The organism is Stenotrophomonas sp. ESTM1D_MKCIP4_1 (genome assembly GCF_003086895.1).
In the GTDB taxonomy this organism is placed as follows: Bacteria; Pseudomonadota; Gammaproteobacteria; order Xanthomonadales; family Xanthomonadaceae; genus Stenotrophomonas.
The window spans coordinates 3,520,961-3,543,557 of sequence record NZ_CP026004.1 but is presented as its reverse complement, the minus strand read 5'-3'; the positions used below and the strand labels follow the sequence as shown (position 1 = coordinate 3,543,557).

Genomic DNA, 22,597 nt, shown 5'->3' with positions numbered 1-22,597 from the left:
GCGTGGCGCGGGTTCGCATGCGGACGCGAAGGGGCGGCGTGAATCGAATCATTGTCTGGCAGGGCCGCGCGGCTCAGGAGGAGCAGGGGGTGTCAGTTCGTGCAAAGCAGAAGTGGGACATCGGAAGCGTCTTTCTGCTTCCGCTTGAGGATGGCGATTCGTGTGTTGGCCAGGTCATCGGGCGTGAGTCGCACGTTCTGAATAGTGCGGTGATTGCGCTGTTTGATCTCAAAGGTGCCTGGGCAGGTGGGGATATCCCCCCTCTAGGCCTGGACGCACTGTTTTCGGCTCTTTTTGTAACCCGCGATCTGCTGGATTCGGGTCGTTGGAAGGTGGTCGATCTTCGTGAAACAGGAGGCGTGGTTGACGCGGCCCCCTATGAGGCGCTGCGCAGGAGCGGATTCATTGGCGCCAAAATTCGAGGCTCGGGGATCGTGGAAGAGTTTGCAAATGCCTTCTACGGTCTTGCGCCCTGGGACGACTGGTATGTGCCGGACTATCTTGATGCCTTCTTGATTTCGGCGGACAGGAAACCGACTGATCGTCTTGTGTACTCGGGAAGGCACTCGATGTAGATGGCAGTGATATCGGATATGAGATCTGTTTCGTAGAGGTTGAGCATGCTCGACTCCTTCCGGCATTGATTGCAGGAGGCGCCATGGAGGTTCATGTGGAATCAATGGATGTAGCTGCGACGCTGGCGATGTACAGGCGCCTGCTCGCCGATAGTCATGACGAGGCGCGTATCGCTGACGCCATGGTGTTCTGCTGGCAGACCCTTGATCCGGGGCATGTCGCAGCCACGGATCTGCGCGGCGATCTGTTCGACGCCTGCGCCGGGCAGCTCGGCGAACTTCTCCGGTCGGTCGAAGAAACCTGCGGGCCGTGGAGTGCGCCTGCCTTCTGGAAGCGCTACATCGAGTGGGCTGACTACGGGACCCTGTTCAGCACCGAAGATCAAAGGGAATTCGCGCGGCATGATCCGGGCTATATCGAGCCCGCGTTCTCCGTGTTCTCGTTCACCGGGGGACAGCAGATGCGGGCAGAGGCGATGACCGTGCTCGCCGGGTGTGCGGCCTCCAGCACCCTGCGGGCCTCGTATGTGAGGTCCGTCATCGAAAGCCGTCTTCGCAGCGAAGCGTTCGCGGCCCGCACGCGTTGATTTCAGCGCCAGGCAATTGATTGGGATGATCCATGTGGTACTGCGCGCACGCCATCTTCTACTACGAAAGCGGTGGCCAGGAATCCTTCCTGGTGCATGAGCTTGCACGCGGGGATGCCATCGAGGTTCTGTACCAGGAGTAGAGTCGAGCTTGCTCGACTGAGGCGCGAGGAGCAGTCGAGCAAGCTCGACTCTACACAAGGCAGTCGAGCAAGCTCGACTCTACACAAGGCAGTCGAGCAAGCTTGTATGTTCCTCCCGGCTCCTACGAGGTATGTAGGAGCCAGGGTGGAGGGACCGCCAAGCAAGCATCTGCGGAGTCGAGCCGACAGACGAGTCGAGCGATCCCCATCCCGCACACGAACGTCGATAAAGGATCGTACGGCCCCCAAAAGGGGATCGTCGATGTAGGCAAGCTAACGTCGGTGCGGTACCACCCCAGCCCCTTAAGGATAGCTGGGAGCAGTGCAAATGTCCGATTCTCTTGTGATTGGTCTGGATGTGGACTCCAAGGAGCTCGTGCCAGCGGTGGCCGACTGCAAGGCGGGTGACAGAATCCCGAACACCAAGGCTGGCATCGCCAGATGGCTCCAGAAAGCTGGCCAGGATTGCGTGGGGTGTATTCAAGAGCGGCAAGGATTTCGATCCAGCCCTGTTGAAGGTGGGCCAAGCCCGCTTCCAGCAGGCTTGACTGCGAACATAGGATCTCGACTCTACGACCCCGGGTTACGGGGCCGCTGGCACCACCTGCTGGCCGATGAAGTTGCGCTTGCCATCGAAGTCATAACCGATCTGTAGCTGGCCGACATCCGGGCAGGCATGGCAGTCGCGCAGCGGCGTGCGGTACAGCAGGCGGATGCCGCCGCCATCAAGCGGTGCCGTGCCTGATGCCTGTGCGGGAGCGAACGGCGTGGCCTGCGGGTGCGCGGCCAGCACCGCCTGCACGCTGGGATCGGCGCGCAGGGTGTCGTCCAGCTGCACCGCGTCGACATCGATGCGCTTGCCGCCCGCATCCACCAGGCGCGTGCCTTCATTGGTGTTGGCGCGGAACGGGTATTCCACCGTGGCCACGCCCAGGCCGTCGTGCTCGTGCCAGGCCGTGACGTAGGCCAGCTCGCCACCGGTGGAGAGCTGCTCGGCAGCAGCCACGGCATCGGCGCTGGCGCCGCCGGACTTCATTGCTTCAGCCAGGCAGTCACGCGTCGCGTTGTTTTCGCCCTGGCGGCATGCGTTGAGGTCGCCATCCCAGACCACCGACTCGCTCCAGCGCAGCGAACCATCGGCGGCCTTGTTCGTGGCGGGCGCATCCGTGCCGGCCGCGTCCTTGCCGGGTTCCGGTGGCTGGCCCTGGCAGGCGGTGAGCAGGGCCAGGCCCAGGGCAGGCAGCAGCAGACGGGAACGGCGCATGGCGTGTACCTCGTGCGTTTGACCGGGGCGCCAGTATCGTCAACGCACGGTGAACTCCGTGTCGGCGCGGCATACTAGCGGCTCATGGCATACGCTGGAGTGTGGAACGTGGGCAGTCTGCAGGGCAAAACCCTTTTCATCACCGGTGCCTCGCGCGGCATCGGCCTGGCCATCGCACTGCGCGCGGCGCGCGATGGTGCCAACGTGGCCATCGCGGCGAAGTCGTCGGTGCCGAACCCGAAGCTGCCGGGCACCATTCACAGCGCCGCCGAAGCAGTGACTGAGGCCGGCGGGCAGGGGCTCGCCCTGAAGTGCGACATCCGCGAAGAGGACCAGGTGAAGGCCGCCGTGGCGGCGACGGTCGATACCTTCGGGGGCATCGACATCCTCATCAACAACGCCAGCGCGATCTGGCTGCGCGGTGCATTGGATACGCCGATGAAGCGGTTCGACCTGATGCAGCAGGTCAATTCGCGCGGCAGTTTCCTCTGCGCGCAGGCCTGCCTGCCGTACCTGCTGCAGGCGCCCAACCCGCACATCCTGACCCTGGCCCCGCCGCCCAGCCTGGAACCGAAATGGTGGGGGCCGCATACTGGCTACACGCTGGCCAAGATGGGGATGAGCTTCGTCACCCTGGGCCTGGCCGCTGAATTCGGTCCGCAGGGCGTGGCAGTCAACGCACTGTGGCCGCGCACCGTCATCGCCACCGATGCGATCAACATGATTCCCGGCGTGGATGCGGCCGGATGCCGCACGCCGCAGATCATGGCTGATGCCGCGCACGCGGTGCTGGTGCGCGAGGCCGCCGGTTTCCACGGCCGCTTCCTGATCGATGATGAAGTGCTGGCCGAGGCGGGGGTGACCGATCTGTCCGCGTACGCCGTGGACGCGTCGCGCCCGCTGCTGCCGGATCTGTTCCTGGATTGATCGGCGGCGTGCGCTTCTGAGGCGGTGGTCAAGGATGGCCACTGCCGAGGTTGGGTAGAATGCGGGGCTGGAACCGTTTTCAACAAGGACGTACCCCTATGCAATCCCTGCTTCGCGCGGCCACCCTGGCTGCTTCGCTGTCCCTCGTCCTGGCCGCCTGCGGTGGCAAGCCTGCCGCCCCGGCCGATGCCGCCGGCAATGCTGGCAAGAACGACACCGCCGCCGTAGACACCGACAGCGACCAGGCCCTGATGGGCAAGCTCAACAGCTACATCGAGTGCTACAACGATGTGGACCGCACCATCCATTCGGGCATCGGCCCGTACACGGTCTGGATGAAGGACCCCAAGGCCGGCCCGACCGGTCGCGAAGAGCGCCCGATCGGTCCGCCGGACCTGACCGCCGATGACCTCAAGGATTGCGACAAGGCGCTGCCGGAGGCCATCGCCGCGCAGCCGTCGCTGCCCGACCTGGACAAGGCGGCGCAGGGCTACCTGGACGCCTTGCATGCGCTGCAGCCGATCACCCATGAAGCGGCCGATTACTACCAGCGCAATGACTATGAAGACGATGGCTTCGCGCGCGGCAAGGCGCTGCATGCCCCGCTGATGTCGGCGTTCGGCACCTTTGTCGAGGCCAGCGAGGTGTTCAGCAACGCGCTGGATGCCGAGAACGACCGCCTGCAGGATTCCCAACTGGCCAAGGTGGAGGCGCAGGAAGGCCGCACCCGCAATTTCTACCGTCTGGCCATCATGCGCGACGCGAAGGCATTGATGGACCTGATGGCCGAAGACAATTTCGACGTGGCCCAAGCGCGCCAGCGGCTGGATGCGTTCAACGCGATCTCCGATGAGGCCCACGCCAAGGTGGCCGAGCAGGAGCCGGGCAAGCTGGACTGGAACAGCTTCGAGCGCGAAGCCGAGAACTTCCGCCGGGAAGGCAAGGAGCGTCTGAAGCGCGTCGAACAGAAGATTCCTTACAGCGATATCGAGCGGCGCATGCTCAATACGACCATGGCCCCGCAGGGATCGCCGGGCAAGCTGATGCAGGAATACAACTCGCTGGTGTTCCAGAGCAACCGTCAGTAAAACCCGAGGCGCGACCGTTGAGATTTGTCGCAATCGACCACCTTGATGGGGTCCTGCGGCGGTCCCACGGTCGCTGCCGCAGGCATCACCGTGCTCCGGCGCAGCGCGCTGCGGTGCGATCCGCAAGAATGCTCCCTGATTTACTCGCAAGGCAAGAAATTGAACGCTTCTGTACGTGTACTGCAGGTGCTGCTGTTGGGCGCCATCGCTGGCCTGGCCGGCTGCAACAACTCCACTGGCCTGTCGCTGGCCGATCCCAGCCTGGCCAAGGTCAACGCCTACATCGAGTGCTACAACGGTGTGGAGCAGCCCATCCATCAGGGCTACGAGACCTACACCGCGTGGATGGCCAATGTCGAGGCGGGCCCGACCGGAAAGGAAGCCCAGCCGCGCTCGCCGGGCAAGGTGCTCTCGCACCGGGTGGAGTACTGCGGCCAACCGCTCACCGATGCCCTGGCGATGCTGCCGGCGACGCCGATGGATGCACCGGTGCGCGACTACCAGCAGGCCTTCCAGGCGTTGTACGCAAAGATCGAGCAGGCCGATGGCTATTTCACCCGAGAGGAATTCCGTCGTGATGGCGGCCAGGGCATGCGCACCCAGCATGCGCCGCTGATGCAGGCCTATGCGGCCTTCTTCAAGGCCAGCGAGGCGCTGGACGTCGCGCTGGAAAAGAACGAGGAAGACCGTCGTGCCGCGCAGCTGAAGCAGATCGAAGAAAGCGAGGGGCGCACGCCGGCTTACTACCACCTGCGCCTGGTGGGCGAGGGCAAGCAGCTGGCGGTAGCGTTCCAGGGCGACGCCCCCGATGTTGCCGCACTGCGCACGCAGCTGGCGGGCTATGAGGCGCTGGTGAAGGAAATGCAGGACGCCGGCATCGGCAAGGGCGACCCGATGTGGGGCCATGTGCAGCGTTCGGTCGACATGCTGATCCGCAAGGCTGGCCGGGGCATTGAACGGCTCGAGGAGGGCAAGCCCATCAGCGCTGAAGGGCTGGCCGCCGAGCGCAAGGCCTCCGGCAGCTGGCTCACCTCCGACCCCGAAGGTGCGCAGTCGGACATCCTGGCCGCGTACAACGATCTGGTGACCACCAGCAACCGCATGCATTGAGGGCCGGATGGGTGGTGGGGGTGGTGGGTGCGGACCGTTGGTCCGCACTGCCTGGGCGGAACCACAGGTAGTGCCGGCCGCTGGCCGGCATGCGCCTCAGTGGTTGAACGCATCCGGCAGGACACCGCCGCATCGGCGGCAATGGCGCGCGTCGGGCTCGTGGCCCTCCAGCCCGCACTGCGGGCAGCCCCGTGCATCCCGGCGCGCAGCGAGGTCGGCCTCGCGCATGGTGCTGGCCAGTTCGGCGGTGTAGATGCCGGTGGGCACGGCGATGATGCTGTAGCCGATGAGGATCAGCACCGAGGTGACGAAGCGGCCCAGCACGGTCTGCGGAACGATGTCGCCGAAGCCGACGGTGGCCATGGTCACCACGGCCCAGTACATGCTGGCCGGAATGTTGCTGAATCCATGGGCCGGCCCTTCAATGACGTACATCAGCGTGCCGGCGATGATGGTGACGGTGATGACCGTGAACAGAAACAGCAGGATCTTGCGCCGGCTGCGCCACAGGGACTGCATCAGCACGCCGCTCTCTTCGATGTAGCGGGTGAGTTTGAGGATGCGGAACACGCGCAGGATGCGCAGCGCACGCACCACCAGCAGGCTCTGTGCGCCGGGGATGAACAGCGAAAGATAGGCTGGCAGGATCGACAGCAGGTCGATGATGCCCCAGATGCTGAACGCGTAGCGCAGCGGCCGTTTCACCACCGCCAGACGCAGCAGGTACTCGGCGGTGAACAGGGCGGTGAAGCCCCATTCGATGACGTACAGCCCGTCCGACCAGGCGATGTGCAGGTGCTGCACGCTGTCGATCATCACCACCAGGATGCTGGCGATGATGGCCACCACCAGGATCAGGTCGAAATTGCGGGACGGCCGGGTGTCATGGCGGTAGATGATGTCGAACCAGGTCCGGCGCCAGCCGGAAGCGGTGGCGGGGTTCAGCTGGGGGGCGGAAAACGGGCGCATCCGCACATTGTGCCGCAGGGGCTGGGGGGCGAGAATGGGCGTTCCTGAACCCATTCCATTGCCATGACCGCCGCTACCGATCCGTTGATCTCCCTGTCGCACTACTACCTGCCGGTGTACAAGCCCCGCCAGGTGGTGCTGGAGAGAGGCCAGGGCGCCCGCGTGTGGGACAGCCAGGGCCGCGAGTTCATCGATCTGGCCGCCGGTATCGCCGTCTGCGGCCTGGGCCATAACGACCCGGATCTGGTGGCGGCGCTGGTCGAGCAGGCGGGCAAGCTGTGGCACACCAGCAATGTGTTCTACAGCGCGCCGCCGCTGCACCTGGCCGAGGAGCTGGTGCAGGCCAGCCGCTTCGCCGAGCGCGTGTTCCTGTGCAATTCCGGCGCCGAAGCCAACGAAGTGGCGATCAAGCTGGTGCGCAAGTGGGCGTCCGGCAAGGGCCGCCCGGCCGACAAGCGCGTCATCATCACCTTCCGCGGCAGCTTCCACGGCCGCACCATGGGCGCGGTGACCGCTACCGCCCAGCCCAAGTACCAGGAGGGCTACGAGCCGCTGCCGGGGGGCTTCCGCTACATCGACTTCAACGATGAAGTGCAGCTGGAAACGGCGATGGCGGCCGGCGACGTGGCCGCCGTCATGCTCGAGCCGGTGCAGGGCGAGGGTGGCGTGATGCCGGCCAAGTCCGGCTTCCTCAAGCGTGTGCGCGAGCTGTGCGACCAGCACGACGCCCTGCTGGTGCTGGACGAGATCCAGGCCGGCATGGGCCGCACCGGCACCCTGTTCGCGCACTGGCAGGATGACGTGGTGCCGGACATCGTCACCCTGGCCAAGGCCCTGGGCGGCGGCTTCCCGATCGGCGCGATGCTGGCCGGGCCGAAGGTAGCCGAAACCATGCAGTTCGGCGCCCACGGCACCACGTTTGGTGGCAATCCGCTGGCCGCCGCCGTGGCCCGCGTGGCGCTGCGCAAGCTGGCCTCGCCGGAAATTGCCGCAAACGTCAGCCGCCAGTCGAAGGCGCTGCGCGATGGCTTCGCCCGCATCAGTGAAGAGTTCGGCGTGTTCAGTGGCGTGCGTGGCCGTGGCCTGATGCTGGGTGCCGTGTTGAGCCCGGCCTTTGCCGGCCAGGCCGGTGCCATCCTCGACCATGCCGCCGAGCAGGGCCTGCTGACCCTGCAGGCCGGCCCGGATGTGCTGCGCTTCGTGCCGTCGCTGAACATCACCGACGAAGAAGTGGCCGAAGGCCTCAAGCGCCTGCATGCGGCCATCGCCGCGTTCGTCGCCGCGCGCTGATCCGCGCCGCGTGGCCATGGGGTCAGAGCCCTCTCCGCTGGAGAGGGAACTGACCCCGATCACGGCGCAGGGGTCGGATCCCTCTCCAGCGGAGAGGGCTCTGACCCCGGATCAGCGCACGCCGTAGCGCTTCAACACCTTTCCCAGTCCACGTCCATCGCGCACGGTCTCGGCCTGCAGGCCCGCCGCGCGTGCGCCGCGCACGTTGACGAACAGGTCATCCACGAACAGCGTGTGGCGTGCCTCGACGTCCAGCCGCTGCAGCGCACGCGCGAACAGCGCCGGGTCCGGCTTGCGTCCGCCCAGCATGCCGCTGCACAGCACGCGGGGCTGCAGGCGGGCATGCAGTTCAGGCAGCAGCACGGGCAGCACCTGCGCCATCAGCGGGCCATTGTTGGTCAGCACCGCCATGGGCAGGCGCTCATTGATGGCCAGCAGGCGCTGCAGCACGGCGGCCTGTGGCCGGCAGGCGGCAACGCGCGCCGCAAGCCAGGTGGTGGCATCCACGTGTGTCTGCAGCGCCTCGCCCAATCTCCCCAGGTACGTGTCGGTATCGAGTGCTCCGGCGTCGTAGGCGGTTTCAAGGCCGCTGTCGAACAGCGCGGCCTGCACCTGTGCGCTGCTGCGCTGCAGGGCCTGCGCCAGGTGCATCACGCGTCGTGGCCGCTGGTACTGCAGCAATACGCCGTCGACATCCAGCAGCAGTAAACGAATCTCCATGCGTACAGCATGCCCGAACCTGCGCGCCGCGTGCGACAGACGGTCGCAGCCGGCGGCCAGCGGCGCTGCCTAGAATGATCGCTGAACCTGCAGGAGACGCAACGATGAAGGCTTGGATGGTGGCGGTGGGGCTGGGTGCGCTGGTGTTGGCGCCGTCGGCGATGGCACGCGTGTGTGCGGTGAGCATCGACAGCACGGACCAGATGAGTTTCAGCACGCGCCAGATCAAGGTCGCCGCCGATTGCACCGACGTCGACCTGACCCTGCGCCACACCGGCAAGCTGGCGGCCACGGCGATGGGCCACAACTGGGTGCTGACCCGCACCGCCGATTACCAGCCGGTGGCGCTGGCGGGCATGCGCATGACCCTGGCCGACAGCTACCTGCCCAAGGCCGACAAGCGCGTGCTGGCACACACCCAGGTGATCGGTGGTGGCCAGAGCACGCGCGTGCGGTTCTCGACCAAAGGCCTGCAGAAGGGCGGTGATTACACCTTCTTCTGCTCGTTCCCCGGCCATTTCGCCATGATGAAGGGCAGCTTCGTTTTCGGTTGAGTGCAGCCACGCCTGGCGTGGCTCTACCCGTAGATCCACGCCATGCGTGGATGTCCAGTAGATCCACGCCATGCGTGGATGTCCAGTAGATCCACGCCATGCGTGGATGGCGTGGATCAGCCCTTGGCTGCCTTGAACGCGACGCGCGCGGCCGCCAGGGTCGCCTCGATCACCGCATCGTCGTGCGCGCTGGACATGAAGCCCGCCTCGTACGCCGACGGTGCCAGGAACACGCCCTGCTCCAGCATCGCGTGGAAGAAACGGTTGAACGCCGGAATGTCGCAGGCGGTGGCCTGCGCATAGGTCTCCACCTTTTCGCTGGTGAAGAACAGGCCGAACATCGCGCCTACCCGCGTGGTGGTCACGGCCACGCCCGCCTCGGCCGCTGCCGCTTCCAGGCCCTCGCACAGGCGCGCGGTGCGCTCGGCCAGGTCGTCGTGGAAGCCCGGCTGCGACACCAGGTCCAGCATCGCCAGGCCCGCAGCCATCGCCACCGGGTTGCCGCTCAGCGTACCGGCCTGGTAGATCGGGCCGGCCGGTGCGATCTGCTGCATCAGATCGCGGCGGCCACCGTAGGCGCCCACCGGCATGCCGCCGCCGATGATCTTGCCGAAGGTGGTCAGGTCCGGGGTGATGCCGTAGTGCGCCTGCGCACCACCGAGGGCCACGCGGAAGCCGGTCATCACTTCATCGAAGATCAGCAGTGCGCCGTGCTGCGTGCACAGCGCGCGCAGGTGCTGCAGGTAGCCCTCGCGCGGCGGGATGCAGTTGGCGTTGCCCACCACCGGTTCGATGATCAGGCCGGCAATCTCGCTGCCCTGCGCCTCGAACAGCGCGGTGGCGGCCTCGAAATCGTTGTAGGGCAGGGTCAGGGTCAGTTCGCTCAGGCCGGCCGGCACGCCCGGCGAGGTCGGTACACCCAGGGTCAGCATGCCGCTGCCGGCCTTCACCAGGAAGGAGTCGCCGTGGCCGTGGTAGCAGCCCTCGAACTTCACGATGCGGTTGCGGCCGGTGGCACCACGGGCCAGCCGGATGGCCGACAGCGTGGCCTCGGTACCCGAGTTGACCATGCGCACCATTTCGCAGGACGGCACCAGGCGGGTGATGGTTTCAGCCATGGTCACTTCCGCCGCACAGGGCGCACCGAAGGACAGGCCGTTGTCGATGGCTTTCTTCACCGCCTGGCGCACGGCCGGGTGGTTGTGGCCGACGATCATCGGGCCCCAGGAGCCGACGTAGTCGATGTAGCGGTTGCCGTCGGCGTCGTACAGGTAGGCGCCATCGGCGCGCTCGACGAAGAACGGCTCGCCGCCGACGGACTTGAACGCGCGCACCGGCGAATTGACGCCGCCCGGCAGCAGCTGCTGGGCGCGGGAGAACAGGGCGTGGGACTGGTCGTGGTTCATGGGGCTTTCCTGGGCTTACGCGAACTGGGCGAGGAAGGCGCGCTGGGTCGCGACCGGGTCCTGCGCGGCGTAGATGCCGCTGACCACGGCCACGAGGTCGGCGCCGGCATCGATGATGGGACCGACATTGTCCGGCGTCAGGCCGCCGATCGCCACCCGCGGCACGCCCAGTGCGGCGCTTTGCCGCAGCAGGTCGGCATGCGCGCGGCTGGTGGTGATCTTGGTGGTGGTGGGGAAGAAGGCGCCGAAGGCCACGTAGCTGGCGCCAGCGGCCACGGCCTTTTCGGCGTTGGCCAGCTGGTCGTAGCAGGACGCACCGATGATGGCGGCCGGGCCGAGCAGCGCACGCGCGCTGGGGATGTCGCCGTCGGTCCCACCCAGGTGCACGCCGGCCGCGCCTACGGCCTGGGCCAGCAGCGGGTCATCATTGATGATGAGCGGCACGCCCTGGGTGGCGCACAACGCCTGCAGGGCGGTCGCCTGTTCCTGGCGCAGCGCATCGCTGGCGGTCTTGTTGCGGTACTGCAGCCAGGTGGCACCGGCGGCCAGCAGCGGCGCGGTGCGCGCCAGCAGGCGGGCGGTATCCGGTTCATCCGGGGTGATCAGGTAGACGCCGCGGGGCGCCGGGGAAGCAGAAGTCATCGATGGCTACCGGTGAGTGGGCCGCGATGGGACAATGGCAGCCCGTGAATCCAGTCCTGATTATCCGATGAGCGACGCCCCCCCCACCACCTTGCGTACCTGGATGTGCGTGGTCTGCGGTTTCATCTACCGTGAGGCGGACGGGCTGCCGGAAGAGGGCATCGCCGCTGGCACGCGCTGGGAGGACATTCCCGAGACCTGGACCTGCCCCGATTGCGGGGTGACCAAGGACGATTTCGAGATGGTCGAGATCGATTGATCGAGGGTCGGTGCGGCCCGTTGGGGTGGGTGCGGACCGTTGGTCCGCACACCGGTCAATCAATGCAGCCGCGGCATCGGCCCGCCGAGGTCGATCAGCTTTTCGCGCAGCCACTGCGCGTCGCTGGCTTCAGGGTTGCGACGCAGGTAGCTGCCCAGGTCGTGGCGCGCGCCCGCCAGGTAATCCAGCTGCAGATAGGCCAGGCCACGGTCACGCAGGGCGTCGTCCTGTTCCGGGGCCAGTTTCAGCAGGCGGTCGGCGCTGCGGGCCGCGCGGTCCCACTCGTTGGCCTCGGCGTAGACGCCGTGCAGGTTGCGCAGCATGCGGATGAGGATCGCGCGCGTCGGCGCCGGGTCGAGGATCTGCGCCAGCACCTGGTCGTCGGGGGCCTGTCCGCCCAGGTGTGACTTGGCCCGCTCCCGCAGTTCGTCCACGTCCAGCGGGCGACCGCCATTGAACGGGTCCATCACCAGCACGCCGTCATCCACCGGCAGACGCACCAGGAAGTGGCCGGGGAAGGACACGCCATCCAGCGGAATGCCCAAGCGCCGCGCCACTTCCATCTGCACCAGGGCCAGTGAAATGGGGTTGCCCAAGCGGCGCTCGAACACCTGGTTGAGGTAGCTGTTGCGCGGGTCGTAGTACTCCTGGTGGTCGCCGCTGTAGCCCAGTTCGTCGAACAGGTGGCGGTTGACCGCGGCCATCTTCAACGGCCAGCGCTCGATGGTGTCCACTTCCGCGCGCAGGTGGTCGACATGGCTCTGCACCAGCGCGTCGTACACGCCGGGCTGCAGGTCGGGGTATTCATCGCGCGCGATCAGCAGCGCGGTCGGCAACAGCGGCAGCGCTTCGTCATCGAAGTCAGCCAGCGCATCCCAGTCGGGGAGTGTGATCCGGTCCTGCATGGCCACAGACTGGAGGCAATTGCAGGCGGTTTCAAGCGGTGTGGCGTGAAAAGATGCCGGGGTCGGAGCCCATTGCGCAGCAACGGGATCCGACCCCGATGGCCCAGCTCATCCACGCATGGCGTGGATCTACCTACTGGATGCCAGGGCCGAAGGTCAGCGGTGTACCGTCCTTCAGCTTCAACTTCTCGGCCTGCCCGGCATTGAGTTCCAGCACGTACCGCGCCGGGCCGCCGCTGGGGTAGGGCGGGCACATGTCGCCGGCCGAGCACGGCGGCACGTCGCGCTGCTGGCTCACCAGCTTGCGTTCGCTGTCGAAGTACAGGATGTCCAGCGCGATCTTGGTGTTCTTCATCCAGTACGCCTGCATGTCCTCGCGCTCATGGATGAAGAGCATGCCGTGGTCGGTCGGCATCTGGTCGCGGAACATCAGCCCGCGTGCGCGGGTTTCATCATTGGTGGCCAGCTCGACCTGGTAGCGGGCGCCGTCCAGTTCCACCCAGTGACGGGCGGCATCGGTGGCGCAGCCGGTCAGGGCCAGCAGGGGGAGGATCAGCAGCGAGCGCAGTGACATGTCAGCGTCCTTGGCAGCAGATCAGAGCACGACCGGCGGCTCGCCGCCGACGATCACCACATCGGCGCGGCGGCGGGCGAACAGGCCGACGCAGACCACGCCCGGCAACTGGTTGAGCTCGCGCTCCAGCTTTTCCGGGTCGGTGATTTCCAGGTTGTGGATGTCCAGGATCTGGTTGCCGTTGTCGGTCACCACGCCCTCGCGCCAGGTCGGCTGGCCGCCGGTCATGTCGCGGATCTGGCGGGCCACCAGGCTGCGTGCCATCGGGATCACTTCCACCGGCAGCGGGAACCGGCCCAGCACCGGCACCTGCTTGCTCGGGTCGACGATGCAGACGAAGCGCTCGCTAGCCTCGGCGATGATCTTCTCGCGGGTCAGCGCAGCGCCGCCGCCCTTGATCAGGCACTTGTTGGCATCGCACTCATCGGCGCCATCCACGTACAGCGACAGGCTGCCGGCGTGGTTCAGCTCGATCACCTCGATGCCGTGCTGCTTCAGGCGGGCGGTGCTCTGTTCGGAACTGGACACCGCGCCCTTGATGCGGTGCTGGATGCGGGCCAGGGCATCGATGAAGTAGGCAACGGTGGAACCGGTGCCGACACCGACGATCATGCCGTCTTCGACGTATTCAATGGCTTTCTCGGCGGCCAGGCGCTTGGCTTCGGACATGGGAGGACTCTCAGGCAGGGAATCAGGATTTCTTTTCGAGCGACAGCAGCAGCTTCCACTGCGCGGCCGTCACCGGGAACACCGACAGGCGGTTGCCCTTGGCAACCAGCGGAAAGCCCTCGCCGAGTTCATCGGCATGCAGCTTGATCTCGTCCAGCGCGATCACCTGCGTCAGCTTGCGATCGAAGGCCACGTCCACCAGCATCCAACGCGGGTTCTCGCGCGTGCTCTTGGGGTCGTGGTAATCCGATTGCGGGTCGAACTGGGTGTCGTCCGGGTAGGCCGCGCTGGCCACCGTGGCCAGGCCGACGATGCCCGGCACCTTGGTGTTGGAGTGGTAGAACAGGATGCCGTCGCCAACCTGCATGCCGTCGCGCATGAAATTGCGCGCCTGGTAGTTGCGCACCCCGTTCCAGGGCTCGACCTTCACCTTGGCCAGATCATCGATGGAAAAAGCGTCCGGTTCGGACTTCATCAGCCAATAGCGCTTGCGGGCGGTCATGCGTTCACGGGGGCAGCGGAGGGGAACAGGGTGCCGTCTTCGGTGCAGATCGCGTCCACCGGCACGTCCCAGGACGCCACAGGCAAGGACTCGACCTGCTGCACCGCGAACGCTGCACCGACCAGCCAGGGCGGCGCCGGCCGGTCGTGGCGGAAGGCGAAGCTGCGATCATACCAGCCGCCCCCCATGCCCAGCCGCCGGCACTGGGCGTCGAAGCCCACCAGCGGGGTCACCACCAGGGCCATCTGCGCAGGTTCCAGCGTGTCCTGCACGGCCACGTCGGGTTCGGGAATGCCGTAGCGGTTGCTGGTCAAGGGTTGGCCGGGGCGCCACGGCGCGAAGCGCAGCACCTCGCCGGCCAGCACCGGCAGGCAGTAAGTGAGGCCTTCGGGCAACTGCAGCTGCCAACGGTGCAGGGCGATCTCGCCATCCAGCGCCCAGTAGCCGGCCACCGGGCCGGTGCGTGGGGCGAAGGGCAGGGCGAGCAGGGCATCGGCCAGCGATTCGGCGGCGGCAATGCGCGCGGGCGCGGAAAGATCGCGGCGGCGTTGTCGCAGGTCGTGGCGCAGGGCCTGGCGCGGGTCGGTCATGGCAGCGTGCGGCGGGAAACAGCCGTCATTGTGCCGGAAAGAACAAGGGCGACGCCCGAAGACGCCGCCCTTGCTGGAATATTGCATTCTCCGCAATGTCGATGCATGCGAAACGACCTTGAACCCGGGGGCTCAAGTGGGAACGCTGGAGAACCATCGGGCTTCCCGCTACAAGGCGGACCTGCACTCCCGGCGCTGTCGCGCTCCCGGTGTCGTTCTTAAGGGACAAGGCGAATGTTTGCACATGCCGTCGAGTACCGCAGAGAACGCGTGGCCATTATAGCCAGCACGCGCGATCTGGATAGGCCGTTCGTCGGCAACAGTACGTGCCAATTCAGTTATGAAAAGGCGCGATCCCCATCCTGCTCACGTACTGCTGTCGATCGCGCGGTCCAGGCGCCGGTTCAGATCGGCAAGGGTCTGCTGCAGGGCCGATGCCTGGCGGGCGTTCTCGTCGCGCAGCAGCTGCAGTTCGTGGGCCAGGTTGAGCGCGGCCAGCACGGCCACGCGGTCGACGGCGGCCATGCGGTTGCTGCCACGGATCTCGCGCATGCGCGCATCCAGCAGGCGCGCGGCGGCCATCAGGCTGTCGCGTTCATCGCCGCCCACGCCCACCGTGTATTCACGATCAAGGATGCGGACACTGACCGGTTCGGCGCTCATGTGTGCTGCTCCAGGGATTTGAGCCGGCTGATCATCGCTTCCACCCGCGAGCGTGCCTGCTCGTTCTTGGCCAGCAGCGTCGAGCGCTCGGCCACCAGCTGTTCCTGCTGGTGGCGCAGGCTGCGGTTCTCCTCGGCCAGGCGCTGGTTGCGTTCAAGCAACGCGTCCACGCGGGCGGCGAAGGCCTGCAACTGGGCAAGGGGGTCGGCGGGTTCCATGCCGCACGATAGGCAAGCCGGGTGAGGGCGGTCAAGCGTTGCCGCAGCAGGGCCGGACTGCCACGAGGAGGACCCGGCGGGGTTGCTACACTACAGGGCTCACGGGCGCGCGCGTGCGCTCCCAGGATTTCCCTTACGAACGAGCCGCACGATGACCGAACTTCCTTCCGTCGACGACGTTACCCGCGCCAGCCAGGCGCTGGGCCTGGGGGCCACCGCGGCCGAGCTGCATGGCGGCCTGTGCGGCTGGCTGGCTGCCGGCGGCGCCCCCGGCAATGACTGGCCGGCGCGCGTGCTGGCCGACGACACCGTGGCCCCGGTGGCTGACGGCAGCGCCTTGGCGCAGCTGCTGGAAGCCACCATCAAGCAGCTGGAAGACCGTGACTTTGCTTTCGAGCTGCTGCTGACCGACACCGACGACGTTGCCGCGCAGGCCGACGCGATGTTCGCCTGGACCCGCAGCTTCCTGGGCGGCTTTGGCCTGGGCAGTGGCGGCCGCCGCCCGACCTTGTCTGAAGAGGGGGAAGAAGCGCTGACCGACATGGCCAGCCTGGCCCGCGCCTCCAGCGAGGATTTCGAGGCCGGTGGCGAGGACGACGATGAAGCGCTGTCCGAAATCGAGGAGTTCATCCGCGTGGCCGTGCTGTTGCTGCACGGTGACGTCGTACTGGCCGCGCGCCACCGCCAGCGCCTGAACTGATGGACATCAAGCAGCGCACCGGCATCGCAGCCGGCGAGTACAAGCGTCGCCGCCGCCAGCTGATGGACATGGCCGGTGATGACGCGATCCTGGTGCTGCCGGCCGCATCGGAGAAGGTGCGCAGCCTGGACACGCATTTCCCGTACCGGCAGGACTCGGATTTCCAGTACCTCAGCGGCTTCCCCGAACCGGAGGCCGTGCTGGTGCTGATTCCCGGCCGCCGCCACGGCGAGGCCATCCTGTTCTGCCGTGAGCGTGATGCCGAACGCGAGGTCTGGGACGGCGGCCGCGCCGGCCAGGAAGGCGCGGTGGCGCAGTACGGCATGGACGATGCGTATCCGATCGACGATCTGGACGACATCCTGCCGGGCCTGCTGGAAGGACGTTCGCGCGTCTATTACCACTTTGGCCGCGATGCGGATTTCGACCTCAAGCTGATCGGCTGGGTCAACCGCGTGCGTTCGCAGGTGCGCCACGGCGCGCAGCCGCCGCATGAGTTCCTGGAGCTGGGCCATCTGCTGCACGAGCAGCGCCTGTTCAAATCCGGGGCGGAAGTGGCGCTGATGCACCACGCCGCGCAGATCAGCGTGCGTGCGCACCTGGCTGCGATGCGGGCGGCGAAGGCGGGCATCCACGAATACGAGCTGCAGGCCGAACTTGAACGCGTGTTCCGCGCCAGCGATGCCGTGCCGGCCTACTGCAGCATCGTCGGCGCCGGCCGCAACGGCTGCATCCTGCATTACCGGGACAACAACGCACGTTCGCGCGATGGCGAACTGGTGCTGATCGATGCCGGTGCGGAGTACCGCGGCTACGCCAGCGATATCACCCGGACCTTCCCGGTCAACGGCCGTTTCAGTGCCGAACAGCGGGCGCTGCACGACCTGGTGGGCGAAGCCCAGGCGGCGGCGCTGGCCCAGGCCAAGCCCGGCGTGGCCTACGAGACCGGCCATCTGGCAGCGGTGCAGACCCTTACCGAAGGCCTGCTGCGGCTGGGCCTGCTGAAGGGCACGCTGGAAAAGAACCTGTCAGAAGGCCTGTACCAGCGTTTTTACCGGCACAAGACCGGGCACTGGATCGGCCTGGACGTGCATGACGTGGGCGACTACCGACTGGCCGGCGAATCGCGCCTGCTGGAGCCGGGCATGGCGTTCACCATCGAACCGGGGCTGTACATCGGTGCCGACGATACGACGGTGGAGCCGCGCTGGCGCGGCATCGGCATCCGCACCGAGGATGACGTGCTGATCACCGACGACGGACATCGCGTGCTGACCGAGGGGTTGGCGCGCAGTGCGGACGAGATTGAAGCGGTGATGGCGGGTTGAGGGTTTCTGGACGGCAGGGCTTGCAGCCCTGAACCTGCTGGTAGTGCCGGCCGCTGGCCGGCAACCTCAAGAGCCAGGGCGGCATTCCGTGGGATGGCGGGGCACTGTGGGTTTGCGGGGACGCCGTAAACCCATCCATGGGGGCTTGGTCGCCGCATCCATGCGGCTCACACCCCGCAAACCCACAGTGCCCCGCCTTCGACAGTTGGCTGGAGGCTGTTGGTGGGTGCCGATCGTTGGTCGGCACATCTGTCGGATATGGAATGAATCATCCACGCATGGCGTGGATCTACTGGCACGTGCGGTTGTTGGTGGGTGCCGACCGTTGGTCGGTACATCTGTCGGATATCGAATGAATCATCCACGCTTGGCGTGGATCTACTGGCACGTGCGGCTGTTGGTGGGTGCCGACCGTTGGTCGGCACATCTGTTGGCTATCGAATGAATTCATCCACGCATGGCGTGGATCTACTGGTAGGTGTCGACCTTGGTCGACACAGAGCGAGCGCAGCGAGCGACCCGCTTTTGATCTTCTTTTTCTTTTCCGTGGCTGGCCGCGCACGGAAATTGTCCGTGGCCGGGCGGATGGGTTGCGCAGGGGCGTGAGCCGCATGGATGCGGCGACCGAGCTTACATGGACGTACTTGCAGCGTCCCCTGCGCAGCCCATCCGCCCGGCCAGGCGTCAGTAATCCCGCCGCACCCTGCGCCCAGCCACGAGGGGCTCAGCCGTTGGCCGCAGCGAACTCCGGACGCGTCAGGTTGTCCGCTTCGCCCTCCGTGCACAGCACTTCGTCTTCGATGCGGATGCCGCCATACGGGCGGAAGAAGTCCACGCGGTCCCAGTTGACCGCATCGCCATGGCCGGCCGCCTTCACTTCGTCCAGCAGCATGTCGATGAAGTACAGGCCCGGTTCGATGGTCACCACCATGCCCGGTTCCAGCACGCGGGTCAGGCGCAGGTAGGGGTGGCCGGCCGGGCGCTCGATGCGGCCACCTTCTTCGCTGGCCGCGAAACCGGCCACGTCGTGCACCTGCAGGCCGATCAGGTGGCCGATGCCGTGCGGGAAGAACGCAGCGCTGACGCCGGTTTCCAGCGTGGTCTGCGGCGAGACCTTGATGACGCCGAAATCCTTCAGCACGCCCATCAGCGAAAGATGCGCGTCCACGTGCAGCTGCTTGTAGTCGAAGCCGGCACGCACCGCCGCGCACATCCGCTGCTGCGCGGCGTCCACCGCGTCGATCATCGCGGCGAATTCATCGTGACCCTTGGCGGCGTAGGTACGGGTGATGTCGCTGGCATAGCCATGCGCGCTGGCACCGGCATCGATCAGGAAGCTGCGCAGCGGCTGCGGGGCCTTGCGGCCCAGTTCGGTGTAGTGCAGCACGGCGGCGTGTTCGTTCAGTGCCACGATATTGCCGTACGGCAGCTCGTTGGCATCCTGGCCGACGGCCTGGCAGTACGCCATGTGGATGTTGAATTCATCGGCACCATTGCGGAACGCGGCCTCGGCGGCACGGTGGCCGCGCACGCCCAGCACCTGCGCCTGGCGCATCAGCGCCACTTCGTACGGCGTCTTGTAGGCGCGGTGCCATTCCAGGTAGTTCACCACCGGCGCCGGGTTGTTCGGCACGTATGCACCCAGCGCGCTCTGTGGCTCGCCCAGGATCGCGCAGCGCGACGGATCGGCCGGCAGCAGGGCCAGCGCGTCGGCCGGCGTGCGGATGATGTGGATGTCGAAGTGCTCCACCCACCAGCCGCTGGGTGCATCCGGCACCACGTGCCAGTAGTCGAACGGCTGGTGGAAGATCACCGCCGGGCGCTTGCCCGGGGTGAACACCACCCAGCTGTTGGGCACGCGGGTGAGCGGCAGCCATGCCTTGAACTGCGGGTTGACCGCGTATGGGTAATCACGATCGTCGAACATCTGGTAGTGCAGGGTGCCGCTGGGCACCACCAGGTGGTCGAAGCCGCCGCGCGCCAGCGCCTGTTCGGCGCGTCGGCACAGCACGGCCAGGTGGTCGGAATACAGGGCGCCAGGGTCTTGCTGGATCATTGCGGTGGCTCGACACGGAAAACGGCCCTAGATTCTGCCGCATACTGCACAAAACCGCTGTGCAGGAACCGGCACTCAGCCTGTCGAAACCGGCGTCTCGACGTGGTCCTCGCCAATCCACGCGCGCAGCAGATGCCGATGCTCCCGCGACAAGGTCAGGAAACGGAACCCGGCCCAGCTCTGGCCGGGAGCGTGCGCTGGCTCGCTCCACAGCAGGTGCACGCCGACGTCGATGGCCTCGCTGCGGCCATCCCCCAGCGGCAGCGGGAAGCGCAACTGGTACAGCGCGTCGTCGCGCAGGGGCTGGCTGGCCAGCATCAGCATGCCGGTTTCGGAAACGTTGCCCAGTCGGCCCACCACGCTGTCGCGCATCTGGTCGGTGACCGGCACCAGGTCGGCCACTTGGCGGCGCGGCGCGCGGCGGGTGTCCTGTGGCGTCAGCTGGCTCATGCGTCGGGCTCCTGGTGGCGGCGGCCGGCCAACGCGCGCAGGGCGGACAGGCTGGCCTGCCACGCGCGGTCGACCAGGCGGCCCTTTTCTTCGGTGACCAGCTGCGCCCGGCCGCTGGCCATCTGCCGCGCCAGCGTATCCAGATCGGTTTCACTGCTCTTCTGCCCGCGCGGATTGACGAACAGCACGTGGCCGGTCAGCAGGCTGTACCACGACAACCGCTGGCGGCGGACGGTTCCATCTTCCCCGGCCAGGTCGAACCACGCGCCGAAAGGCAGCCGGATGAGCTGGTCATGGCAGGCCTGTTCGGCGGCCGTGCGCGGGGGGGCGTCGTGGCGGTCGGCGCTGGTCGCAGCGTGTTCGCCCAGGCGCGCACGCGCCTTCAGGCGCGCGCTGAGCTCGGTGCGTGAGGAGTGCTCGTCTTCGCCACCGGGCGTGGCCAGGCGGCGGGCCACCGCCGACGCTTCCTCGGGGTGGTAGCCGACCTGCAGCAGGGCCGCTTCCACTTCGGCAGCCAGCGGCGCGTCGGGCACGCTGTCTGCTTCGGCGGGTGCAGCGGTGACTGCCGCGATCCGTTCGGTCTGCTGCAGGCGTTCCTGCCACTGCGCCGAATCGTCGCCATGGCGCAGCCGGGTCAAGGTCAGTGCATCGGCCCAGGCTTCGCGCAGCAGGGTCTGCACGAAGCGCGGCGGCTCCTGCGCCTGGCACTGCTGGTCGATCTGCGCACTGGCTTCGCGGCGGGCCAGGGCCAACCGCTCCTTGCCGCGCGCTGCTTCGACATGGCGACGCTCGGCCAGTTCGGCACGATGCGCGGCCGCGCGCTGGTGCTGCTGGATCTCCTCGTTCGCTGCGGCGAAGGCTTCCGGCGTGCGCGCATCCTGGCCCAGCAGGCCCTGCACGCTCTGCGCCAGGCGCTGCATCAGCTGCGGGTCCACATCGTCATCGCCCAGCCAGTTGGCACCGGCTTCGGCGATGGTGTTGAGCAGCTCGCGGGCGGGATGCTCATCGCGGACGAAGAACGCGGGATCGGCCATCGCGGCACGTGCCAGCGGTACCTGCAGCCGCGCCAGCAGGGCGGCCGGCACGGGGTCGGGGCGCTGTTGCTGCTGGACCTGCTGCAGCAGCAGACGCAGCAGGTCCAGGTGGTCGCGATCATGGCTGGCCAGCTGGGCCTGCGCGCCGTGCTCGCTGCGCAGCTGCGCGGTCACCGCGGTCTGCAGGTCGGTGATGCTGGTGGCGGCGCCGGCCTGGGCCTGCAGGCGCGCCAGCACCGCGTCCACCAGCCCGCTGGGAATCGACGGCGGTTCGATGGCCATCGGCGCGGCATGCCGTGCCTGTTGCAGCAGGTCGTGCAGCAGGTTGGCCGGTGGCGTGGTCAGTTCGGGATTGGGCGCACCCGGCGGGGTGACATCGGCGAAGGCGTTCTGCATCAGCGCCGACCAGGAACCGGCGCGACCGGACCCGTTCCAGCCGGTCAACGGCTCGGCCGCACGGGGGGCGGGCTGCGTCGCGCGGCCGCCGCCGACGGACTGGGTGATGATCCGGCGAGTGCTGGACGAACGCGCCAGATAGGGGGTGTAGACCAGGCCGGGCAGCACGCCGTGCTGGGCCAGCAGGGTGTTGGCGCGTTCCAGGACATCGCCGAGGCGTTCCAGCAGCTGGCGCTCGAAACTGCGGTAGAGCGCCAGCTGCAGTTCCGCGCTAAGGCCATCCTGTTCGGCCAGGCGGCGCACCAGTGCGCACAGCGCCTGCGGCGCCAGCGGCAGCGTCTCGTTGTCGAAGGCCGGCGCGGCGGCCAGCACGGCCAGGCGCTGGCCCAGCAGGTTCAGCGCATTGCCCGAACGCTGGTTTTCCCGGCGCACCATCTCGGCCAGCACCAGGTTGCGGTCCACCTCGTGGTCATCCACCAGCGACAGGCCCAGCAGCCCCGGCGCACGGGTAGGGACCGGCGGTGGCGCGGTGTCCTGCGGTGCGCGCAGCTGTACCAGGCTGTCGGCCAGCGCATCGAGCATGCGCTCGCAGAACGTGCCGGCGAACGCATGCAGCTGGCCGCGCTGGGCCAGCAGCTCGGCCTGCATCTGCGGGTTGCGGGCATGGTCGGCATCGTGCAGCAGCGTCTGCTCGGCCGCTTCCACGGTGAGGATCAGCGGCGCGGTCAGCACGTGGCGGCAGAGGACGAGCAGCTCACCCAGCAGCTCGCGCACGCGTGGGGGCAGGTCTGCGGCGGCCAGGCGCGCGCTGTCAGGGGTAGCAAAGGGGAAAGCGGCAGACATCGGGAGCAGTTCCGGGATTCCCGCGAATCGACATGGGAATCTACCGTGTCGGCAGCGGCGGGCGCTACTTGAGGATTTTCTGCGGTGGGCACCCGTTCAAACGCAGCGAGGGCCGGCCAGCGGCCGGACCTGCCG

The 22,597-nt window shown here is 67.1% G+C and carries 25 protein-coding genes and 1 other RNA gene; 10 read left to right on the top strand and 16 right to left on the bottom strand.

Annotated elements, in window-relative coordinates; all coding sequences use genetic code 11:
• Positions 1–38: 38 nt before the first annotated feature.
• Positions 39–575 carry a hypothetical protein gene (locus C1924_RS16180; protein WP_159094822.1) on the top strand — a complete coding sequence of 179 codons (537 nt, stop codon included), beginning with the start codon at positions 39–41 and terminating at the stop codon, positions 573–575.
• An 83-nt stretch (positions 576–658) separates the two neighbouring features.
• The gene (locus C1924_RS16175; protein WP_108766213.1) at positions 659–1,162 is read left to right on the top strand and encodes a hypothetical protein; all 504 of its coding nucleotides are present in this window, start codon (positions 659–661) and stop codon (positions 1,160–1,162) included.
• Positions 1,163–1,888: 726 nt separating this feature from the next.
• Here C1924_RS16175 and C1924_RS16155 read toward each other — a convergent pair.
• Positions 1,889–2,569 carry a hypothetical protein gene (locus C1924_RS16155; RefSeq protein WP_108766212.1) on the bottom strand — a complete coding sequence of 227 codons (681 nt, stop codon included), beginning with the start codon at positions 2,567–2,569 and terminating at the stop codon, positions 1,889–1,891.
• Positions 2,570–2,653: 84 nt separating this feature from the next.
• Here C1924_RS16155 and C1924_RS16150 point away from each other — a divergent pair, with 84 nt between their 5' ends.
• The 3 genes from C1924_RS16150 (at position 2,654) to C1924_RS16140 (ending at position 5,694) form a co-directional block, all read left to right on the top strand.
• The gene (locus C1924_RS16150; protein WP_108766211.1) at positions 2,654–3,496 is read left to right on the top strand and encodes an NAD(P)-dependent oxidoreductase; all 843 of its coding nucleotides are present in this window, start codon (positions 2,654–2,656) and stop codon (positions 3,494–3,496) included.
• Positions 3,497–3,594: 98 nt separating this feature from the next.
• Complete coding sequence (locus C1924_RS16145; protein WP_108766210.1) at positions 3,595–4,584, top strand: YiiG family protein; 990 nt, start codon at positions 3,595–3,597, stop codon at positions 4,582–4,584.
• A gap of 159 nt (positions 4,585–4,743) precedes the next feature.
• Complete coding sequence (locus tag C1924_RS16140; protein ID WP_108766209.1) at positions 4,744–5,694, top strand: YiiG family protein; 951 nt, start codon at positions 4,744–4,746, stop codon at positions 5,692–5,694.
• Positions 5,695–5,790: 96 nt separating this feature from the next.
• On the opposite strand, the gene C1924_RS16135 is transcribed toward C1924_RS16140, so the two are convergent.
• Positions 5,791–6,663: an ion transporter gene (locus tag C1924_RS16135; RefSeq protein WP_108766208.1), complete on the bottom strand. Its 873-nt coding sequence runs from the start codon at positions 6,661–6,663 to the stop codon at positions 5,791–5,793.
• Between the two features lie 63 nt (positions 6,664–6,726).
• On the opposite strand from C1924_RS16135, the gene C1924_RS16130 reads away from it, so the two are divergent.
• Complete coding sequence (locus C1924_RS16130) at positions 6,727–7,953, top strand: acetylornithine transaminase (protein WP_108766207.1); 1,227 nt, start codon at positions 6,727–6,729, stop codon at positions 7,951–7,953.
• A gap of 111 nt (positions 7,954–8,064) precedes the next feature.
• Here the strand turns inward: C1924_RS16130 and C1924_RS16125 are convergent, their stop codons facing one another.
• Positions 8,065–8,673: an HAD-IA family hydrolase gene (locus C1924_RS16125; RefSeq protein ID WP_108766206.1), complete on the bottom strand. Its 609-nt coding sequence runs from the start codon at positions 8,671–8,673 to the stop codon at positions 8,065–8,067.
• A gap of 104 nt (positions 8,674–8,777) precedes the next feature.
• Between C1924_RS16125 and azu the strand changes: the two genes are divergently transcribed.
• On the top strand, positions 8,778–9,227 hold the full coding sequence (gene azu, locus C1924_RS16120; protein ID WP_108766205.1) for an azurin: 450 nt from the start codon (positions 8,778–8,780) through the stop codon (positions 9,225–9,227).
• Positions 9,228–9,343: 116 nt separating this feature from the next.
• Here the strand turns inward: azu and hemL are convergent, their stop codons facing one another.
• Entirely contained in the window at positions 9,344–10,633 is a 1,290-nt protein-coding gene (gene hemL / locus C1924_RS16115; RefSeq protein ID WP_108766204.1) for a glutamate-1-semialdehyde 2,1-aminomutase, read from the bottom strand.
• A 15-nt stretch (positions 10,634–10,648) separates the two neighbouring features.
• Positions 10,649–11,275 (bottom strand): thiamine phosphate synthase, encoded by a 627-nt coding sequence (gene thiE / locus C1924_RS16110; protein WP_108766203.1) that lies wholly within the window; start codon positions 11,273–11,275, stop codon positions 10,649–10,651.
• Positions 11,276–11,309: 34 nt separating this feature from the next.
• Between thiE and C1924_RS16105 the strand changes: the two genes are divergently transcribed.
• A complete protein-coding gene (locus C1924_RS16105) occupies positions 11,310–11,534 on the top strand; it encodes a rubredoxin (RefSeq protein WP_108766202.1) in 225 nt (74 codons plus the stop codon).
• Between the two features lie 59 nt (positions 11,535–11,593).
• On the opposite strand, the gene C1924_RS16100 is transcribed toward C1924_RS16105, so the two are convergent.
• The 8 genes from C1924_RS16100 to C1924_RS16065 all read right to left on the bottom strand — a co-directional run bounded on the left by C1924_RS16100 (position 11,594) and on the right by C1924_RS16065 (position 15,655).
• On the bottom strand, positions 11,594–12,439 hold the full coding sequence (locus C1924_RS16100) for a SirB1 family protein (RefSeq protein WP_108766201.1): 846 nt from the start codon (positions 12,437–12,439) through the stop codon (positions 11,594–11,596).
• 133 nt (positions 12,440–12,572) lie between these two features.
• On the bottom strand, positions 12,573–13,013 hold the full coding sequence (locus C1924_RS16095) for a DUF192 domain-containing protein (RefSeq protein WP_108766200.1): 441 nt from the start codon (positions 13,011–13,013) through the stop codon (positions 12,573–12,575).
• Between the two features lie 21 nt (positions 13,014–13,034).
• On the bottom strand, positions 13,035–13,682 hold the full coding sequence (gene rpiA / locus C1924_RS16090) for a ribose-5-phosphate isomerase RpiA (RefSeq protein ID WP_108766199.1): 648 nt from the start codon (positions 13,680–13,682) through the stop codon (positions 13,035–13,037).
• Between the two features lie 22 nt (positions 13,683–13,704).
• Positions 13,705–14,184: an EVE domain-containing protein gene (locus tag C1924_RS16085; protein WP_108766198.1), complete on the bottom strand. Its 480-nt coding sequence runs from the start codon at positions 14,182–14,184 to the stop codon at positions 13,705–13,707.
• Positions 14,181–14,774 (bottom strand): 5-formyltetrahydrofolate cyclo-ligase, encoded by a 594-nt coding sequence (locus C1924_RS16080; RefSeq protein WP_108766197.1) that lies wholly within the window; start codon positions 14,772–14,774, stop codon positions 14,181–14,183. Before C1924_RS16080 ends, C1924_RS16085 begins: the two co-directional genes overlap by 4 nt.
• Positions 14,775–14,857: 83 nt before the next feature.
• Positions 14,858–15,043: non-coding RNA, 6S RNA (gene ssrS / locus C1924_RS16075), on the bottom strand.
• A 97-nt stretch (positions 15,044–15,140) separates the two neighbouring features.
• Positions 15,141–15,437 carry a cell division protein ZapA gene (locus tag C1924_RS16070; RefSeq protein WP_108766196.1) on the bottom strand — a complete coding sequence of 99 codons (297 nt, stop codon included), beginning with the start codon at positions 15,435–15,437 and terminating at the stop codon, positions 15,141–15,143.
• A complete protein-coding gene (locus C1924_RS16065) occupies positions 15,434–15,655 on the bottom strand; it encodes a TIGR02449 family protein (RefSeq protein ID WP_108766195.1) in 222 nt (73 codons plus the stop codon). Before C1924_RS16065 ends, C1924_RS16070 begins: the two co-directional genes overlap by 4 nt.
• Before the next feature lie 151 nt (positions 15,656–15,806).
• On the opposite strand from C1924_RS16065, the gene C1924_RS16060 reads away from it, so the two are divergent.
• On the top strand, positions 15,807–16,355 hold the full coding sequence (locus C1924_RS16060) for a UPF0149 family protein (protein WP_108766194.1): 549 nt from the start codon (positions 15,807–15,809) through the stop codon (positions 16,353–16,355).
• Between the two features lie 5 nt (positions 16,356–16,360).
• Complete coding sequence (locus C1924_RS16055) at positions 16,361–17,683, top strand: aminopeptidase P N-terminal domain-containing protein (RefSeq protein ID WP_108767096.1); 1,323 nt, start codon at positions 16,361–16,363, stop codon at positions 17,681–17,683.
• Positions 17,684–18,407: 724 nt separating this feature from the next.
• On the opposite strand, the gene pepQ is transcribed toward C1924_RS16055, so the two are convergent.
• The 3 genes from pepQ to C1924_RS16040 form a co-directional block, all read right to left on the bottom strand.
• The gene (gene pepQ, locus C1924_RS16050; protein WP_108766193.1) at positions 18,408–19,739 is read right to left on the bottom strand and encodes a Xaa-Pro dipeptidase; all 1,332 of its coding nucleotides are present in this window, start codon (positions 19,737–19,739) and stop codon (positions 18,408–18,410) included.
• A 75-nt stretch (positions 19,740–19,814) separates the two neighbouring features.
• Complete coding sequence (locus C1924_RS16045) at positions 19,815–20,189, bottom strand: PilZ domain-containing protein (protein WP_108766192.1); 375 nt, start codon at positions 20,187–20,189, stop codon at positions 19,815–19,817.
• The gene (locus C1924_RS16040) at positions 20,186–22,462 is read right to left on the bottom strand and encodes a DUF1631 family protein (protein ID WP_108766191.1); all 2,277 of its coding nucleotides are present in this window, start codon (positions 22,460–22,462) and stop codon (positions 20,186–20,188) included. The genes C1924_RS16045 and C1924_RS16040 overlap by 4 nt, the downstream gene beginning before the upstream one ends.
• Positions 22,463–22,597: the final 135 nt, after the last annotated feature.

Excerpts from the sequence above, each read along its gene's own strand:
- C1924_RS16070 (WP_108766196.1), bottom strand. The coding sequence starts at position 15,437 with ATGAGCGCCGAACCGGTCAGTGTCCGCATCCTTGATCGTGAATACACG.
- C1924_RS16100 (WP_108766201.1), bottom strand. The coding sequence starts at position 12,439 with ATGCAGGACCGGATCACACTCCCCGACTGGGATGCGCTGGCTGACTTC.
- pepQ (WP_108766193.1), bottom strand. The coding sequence starts at position 19,739 with ATGATCCAGCAAGACCCTGGCGCCCTGTATTCCGACCACCTGGCCGTG.
- C1924_RS16150 (WP_108766211.1), top strand. The coding sequence starts at position 2,654 with ATGGCATACGCTGGAGTGTGGAACGTGGGCAGTCTGCAGGGCAAAACC.
- C1924_RS16060 (WP_108766194.1), top strand. The coding sequence starts at position 15,807 with ATGACCGAACTTCCTTCCGTCGACGACGTTACCCGCGCCAGCCAGGCG.
- C1924_RS16095 (WP_108766200.1), bottom strand. The coding sequence starts at position 13,013 with ATGTCACTGCGCTCGCTGCTGATCCTCCCCCTGCTGGCCCTGACCGGC.
- C1924_RS16155 (WP_108766212.1), bottom strand. The coding sequence starts at position 2,569 with ATGCGCCGTTCCCGTCTGCTGCTGCCTGCCCTGGGCCTGGCCCTGCTC.
- C1924_RS16135 (WP_108766208.1), bottom strand. The coding sequence starts at position 6,663 with ATGCGCCCGTTTTCCGCCCCCCAGCTGAACCCCGCCACCGCTTCCGGC.
- azu (WP_108766205.1), top strand. The coding sequence starts at position 8,778 with ATGAAGGCTTGGATGGTGGCGGTGGGGCTGGGTGCGCTGGTGTTGGCG.
- C1924_RS16105 (WP_108766202.1), top strand. The coding sequence starts at position 11,310 with ATGGCAGCCCGTGAATCCAGTCCTGATTATCCGATGAGCGACGCCCCC.
- thiE (WP_108766203.1), bottom strand. The coding sequence starts at position 11,275 with ATGACTTCTGCTTCCCCGGCGCCCCGCGGCGTCTACCTGATCACCCCG.
- C1924_RS16175 (WP_108766213.1), top strand. The coding sequence starts at position 659 with ATGGAGGTTCATGTGGAATCAATGGATGTAGCTGCGACGCTGGCGATG.
- C1924_RS16045 (WP_108766192.1), bottom strand. The coding sequence starts at position 20,189 with ATGAGCCAGCTGACGCCACAGGACACCCGCCGCGCGCCGCGCCGCCAA.
- C1924_RS16130 (WP_108766207.1), top strand. The coding sequence starts at position 6,727 with ATGACCGCCGCTACCGATCCGTTGATCTCCCTGTCGCACTACTACCTG.
- C1924_RS16125 (WP_108766206.1), bottom strand. The coding sequence starts at position 8,673 with ATGGAGATTCGTTTACTGCTGCTGGATGTCGACGGCGTATTGCTGCAG.
- C1924_RS16145 (WP_108766210.1), top strand. The coding sequence starts at position 3,595 with ATGCAATCCCTGCTTCGCGCGGCCACCCTGGCTGCTTCGCTGTCCCTC.
- hemL (WP_108766204.1), bottom strand. The coding sequence starts at position 10,633 with ATGAACCACGACCAGTCCCACGCCCTGTTCTCCCGCGCCCAGCAGCTG.
- C1924_RS16080 (WP_108766197.1), bottom strand. The coding sequence starts at position 14,774 with ATGACCGACCCGCGCCAGGCCCTGCGCCACGACCTGCGACAACGCCGC.
- C1924_RS16085 (WP_108766198.1), bottom strand. The coding sequence starts at position 14,184 with ATGACCGCCCGCAAGCGCTATTGGCTGATGAAGTCCGAACCGGACGCT.
- C1924_RS16040 (WP_108766191.1), bottom strand. The coding sequence starts at position 22,462 with ATGTCTGCCGCTTTCCCCTTTGCTACCCCTGACAGCGCGCGCCTGGCC.
- C1924_RS16065 (WP_108766195.1), bottom strand. The coding sequence starts at position 15,655 with ATGGAACCCGCCGACCCCCTTGCCCAGTTGCAGGCCTTCGCCGCCCGC.
- rpiA (WP_108766199.1), bottom strand. The coding sequence starts at position 13,682 with ATGTCCGAAGCCAAGCGCCTGGCCGCCGAGAAAGCCATTGAATACGTC.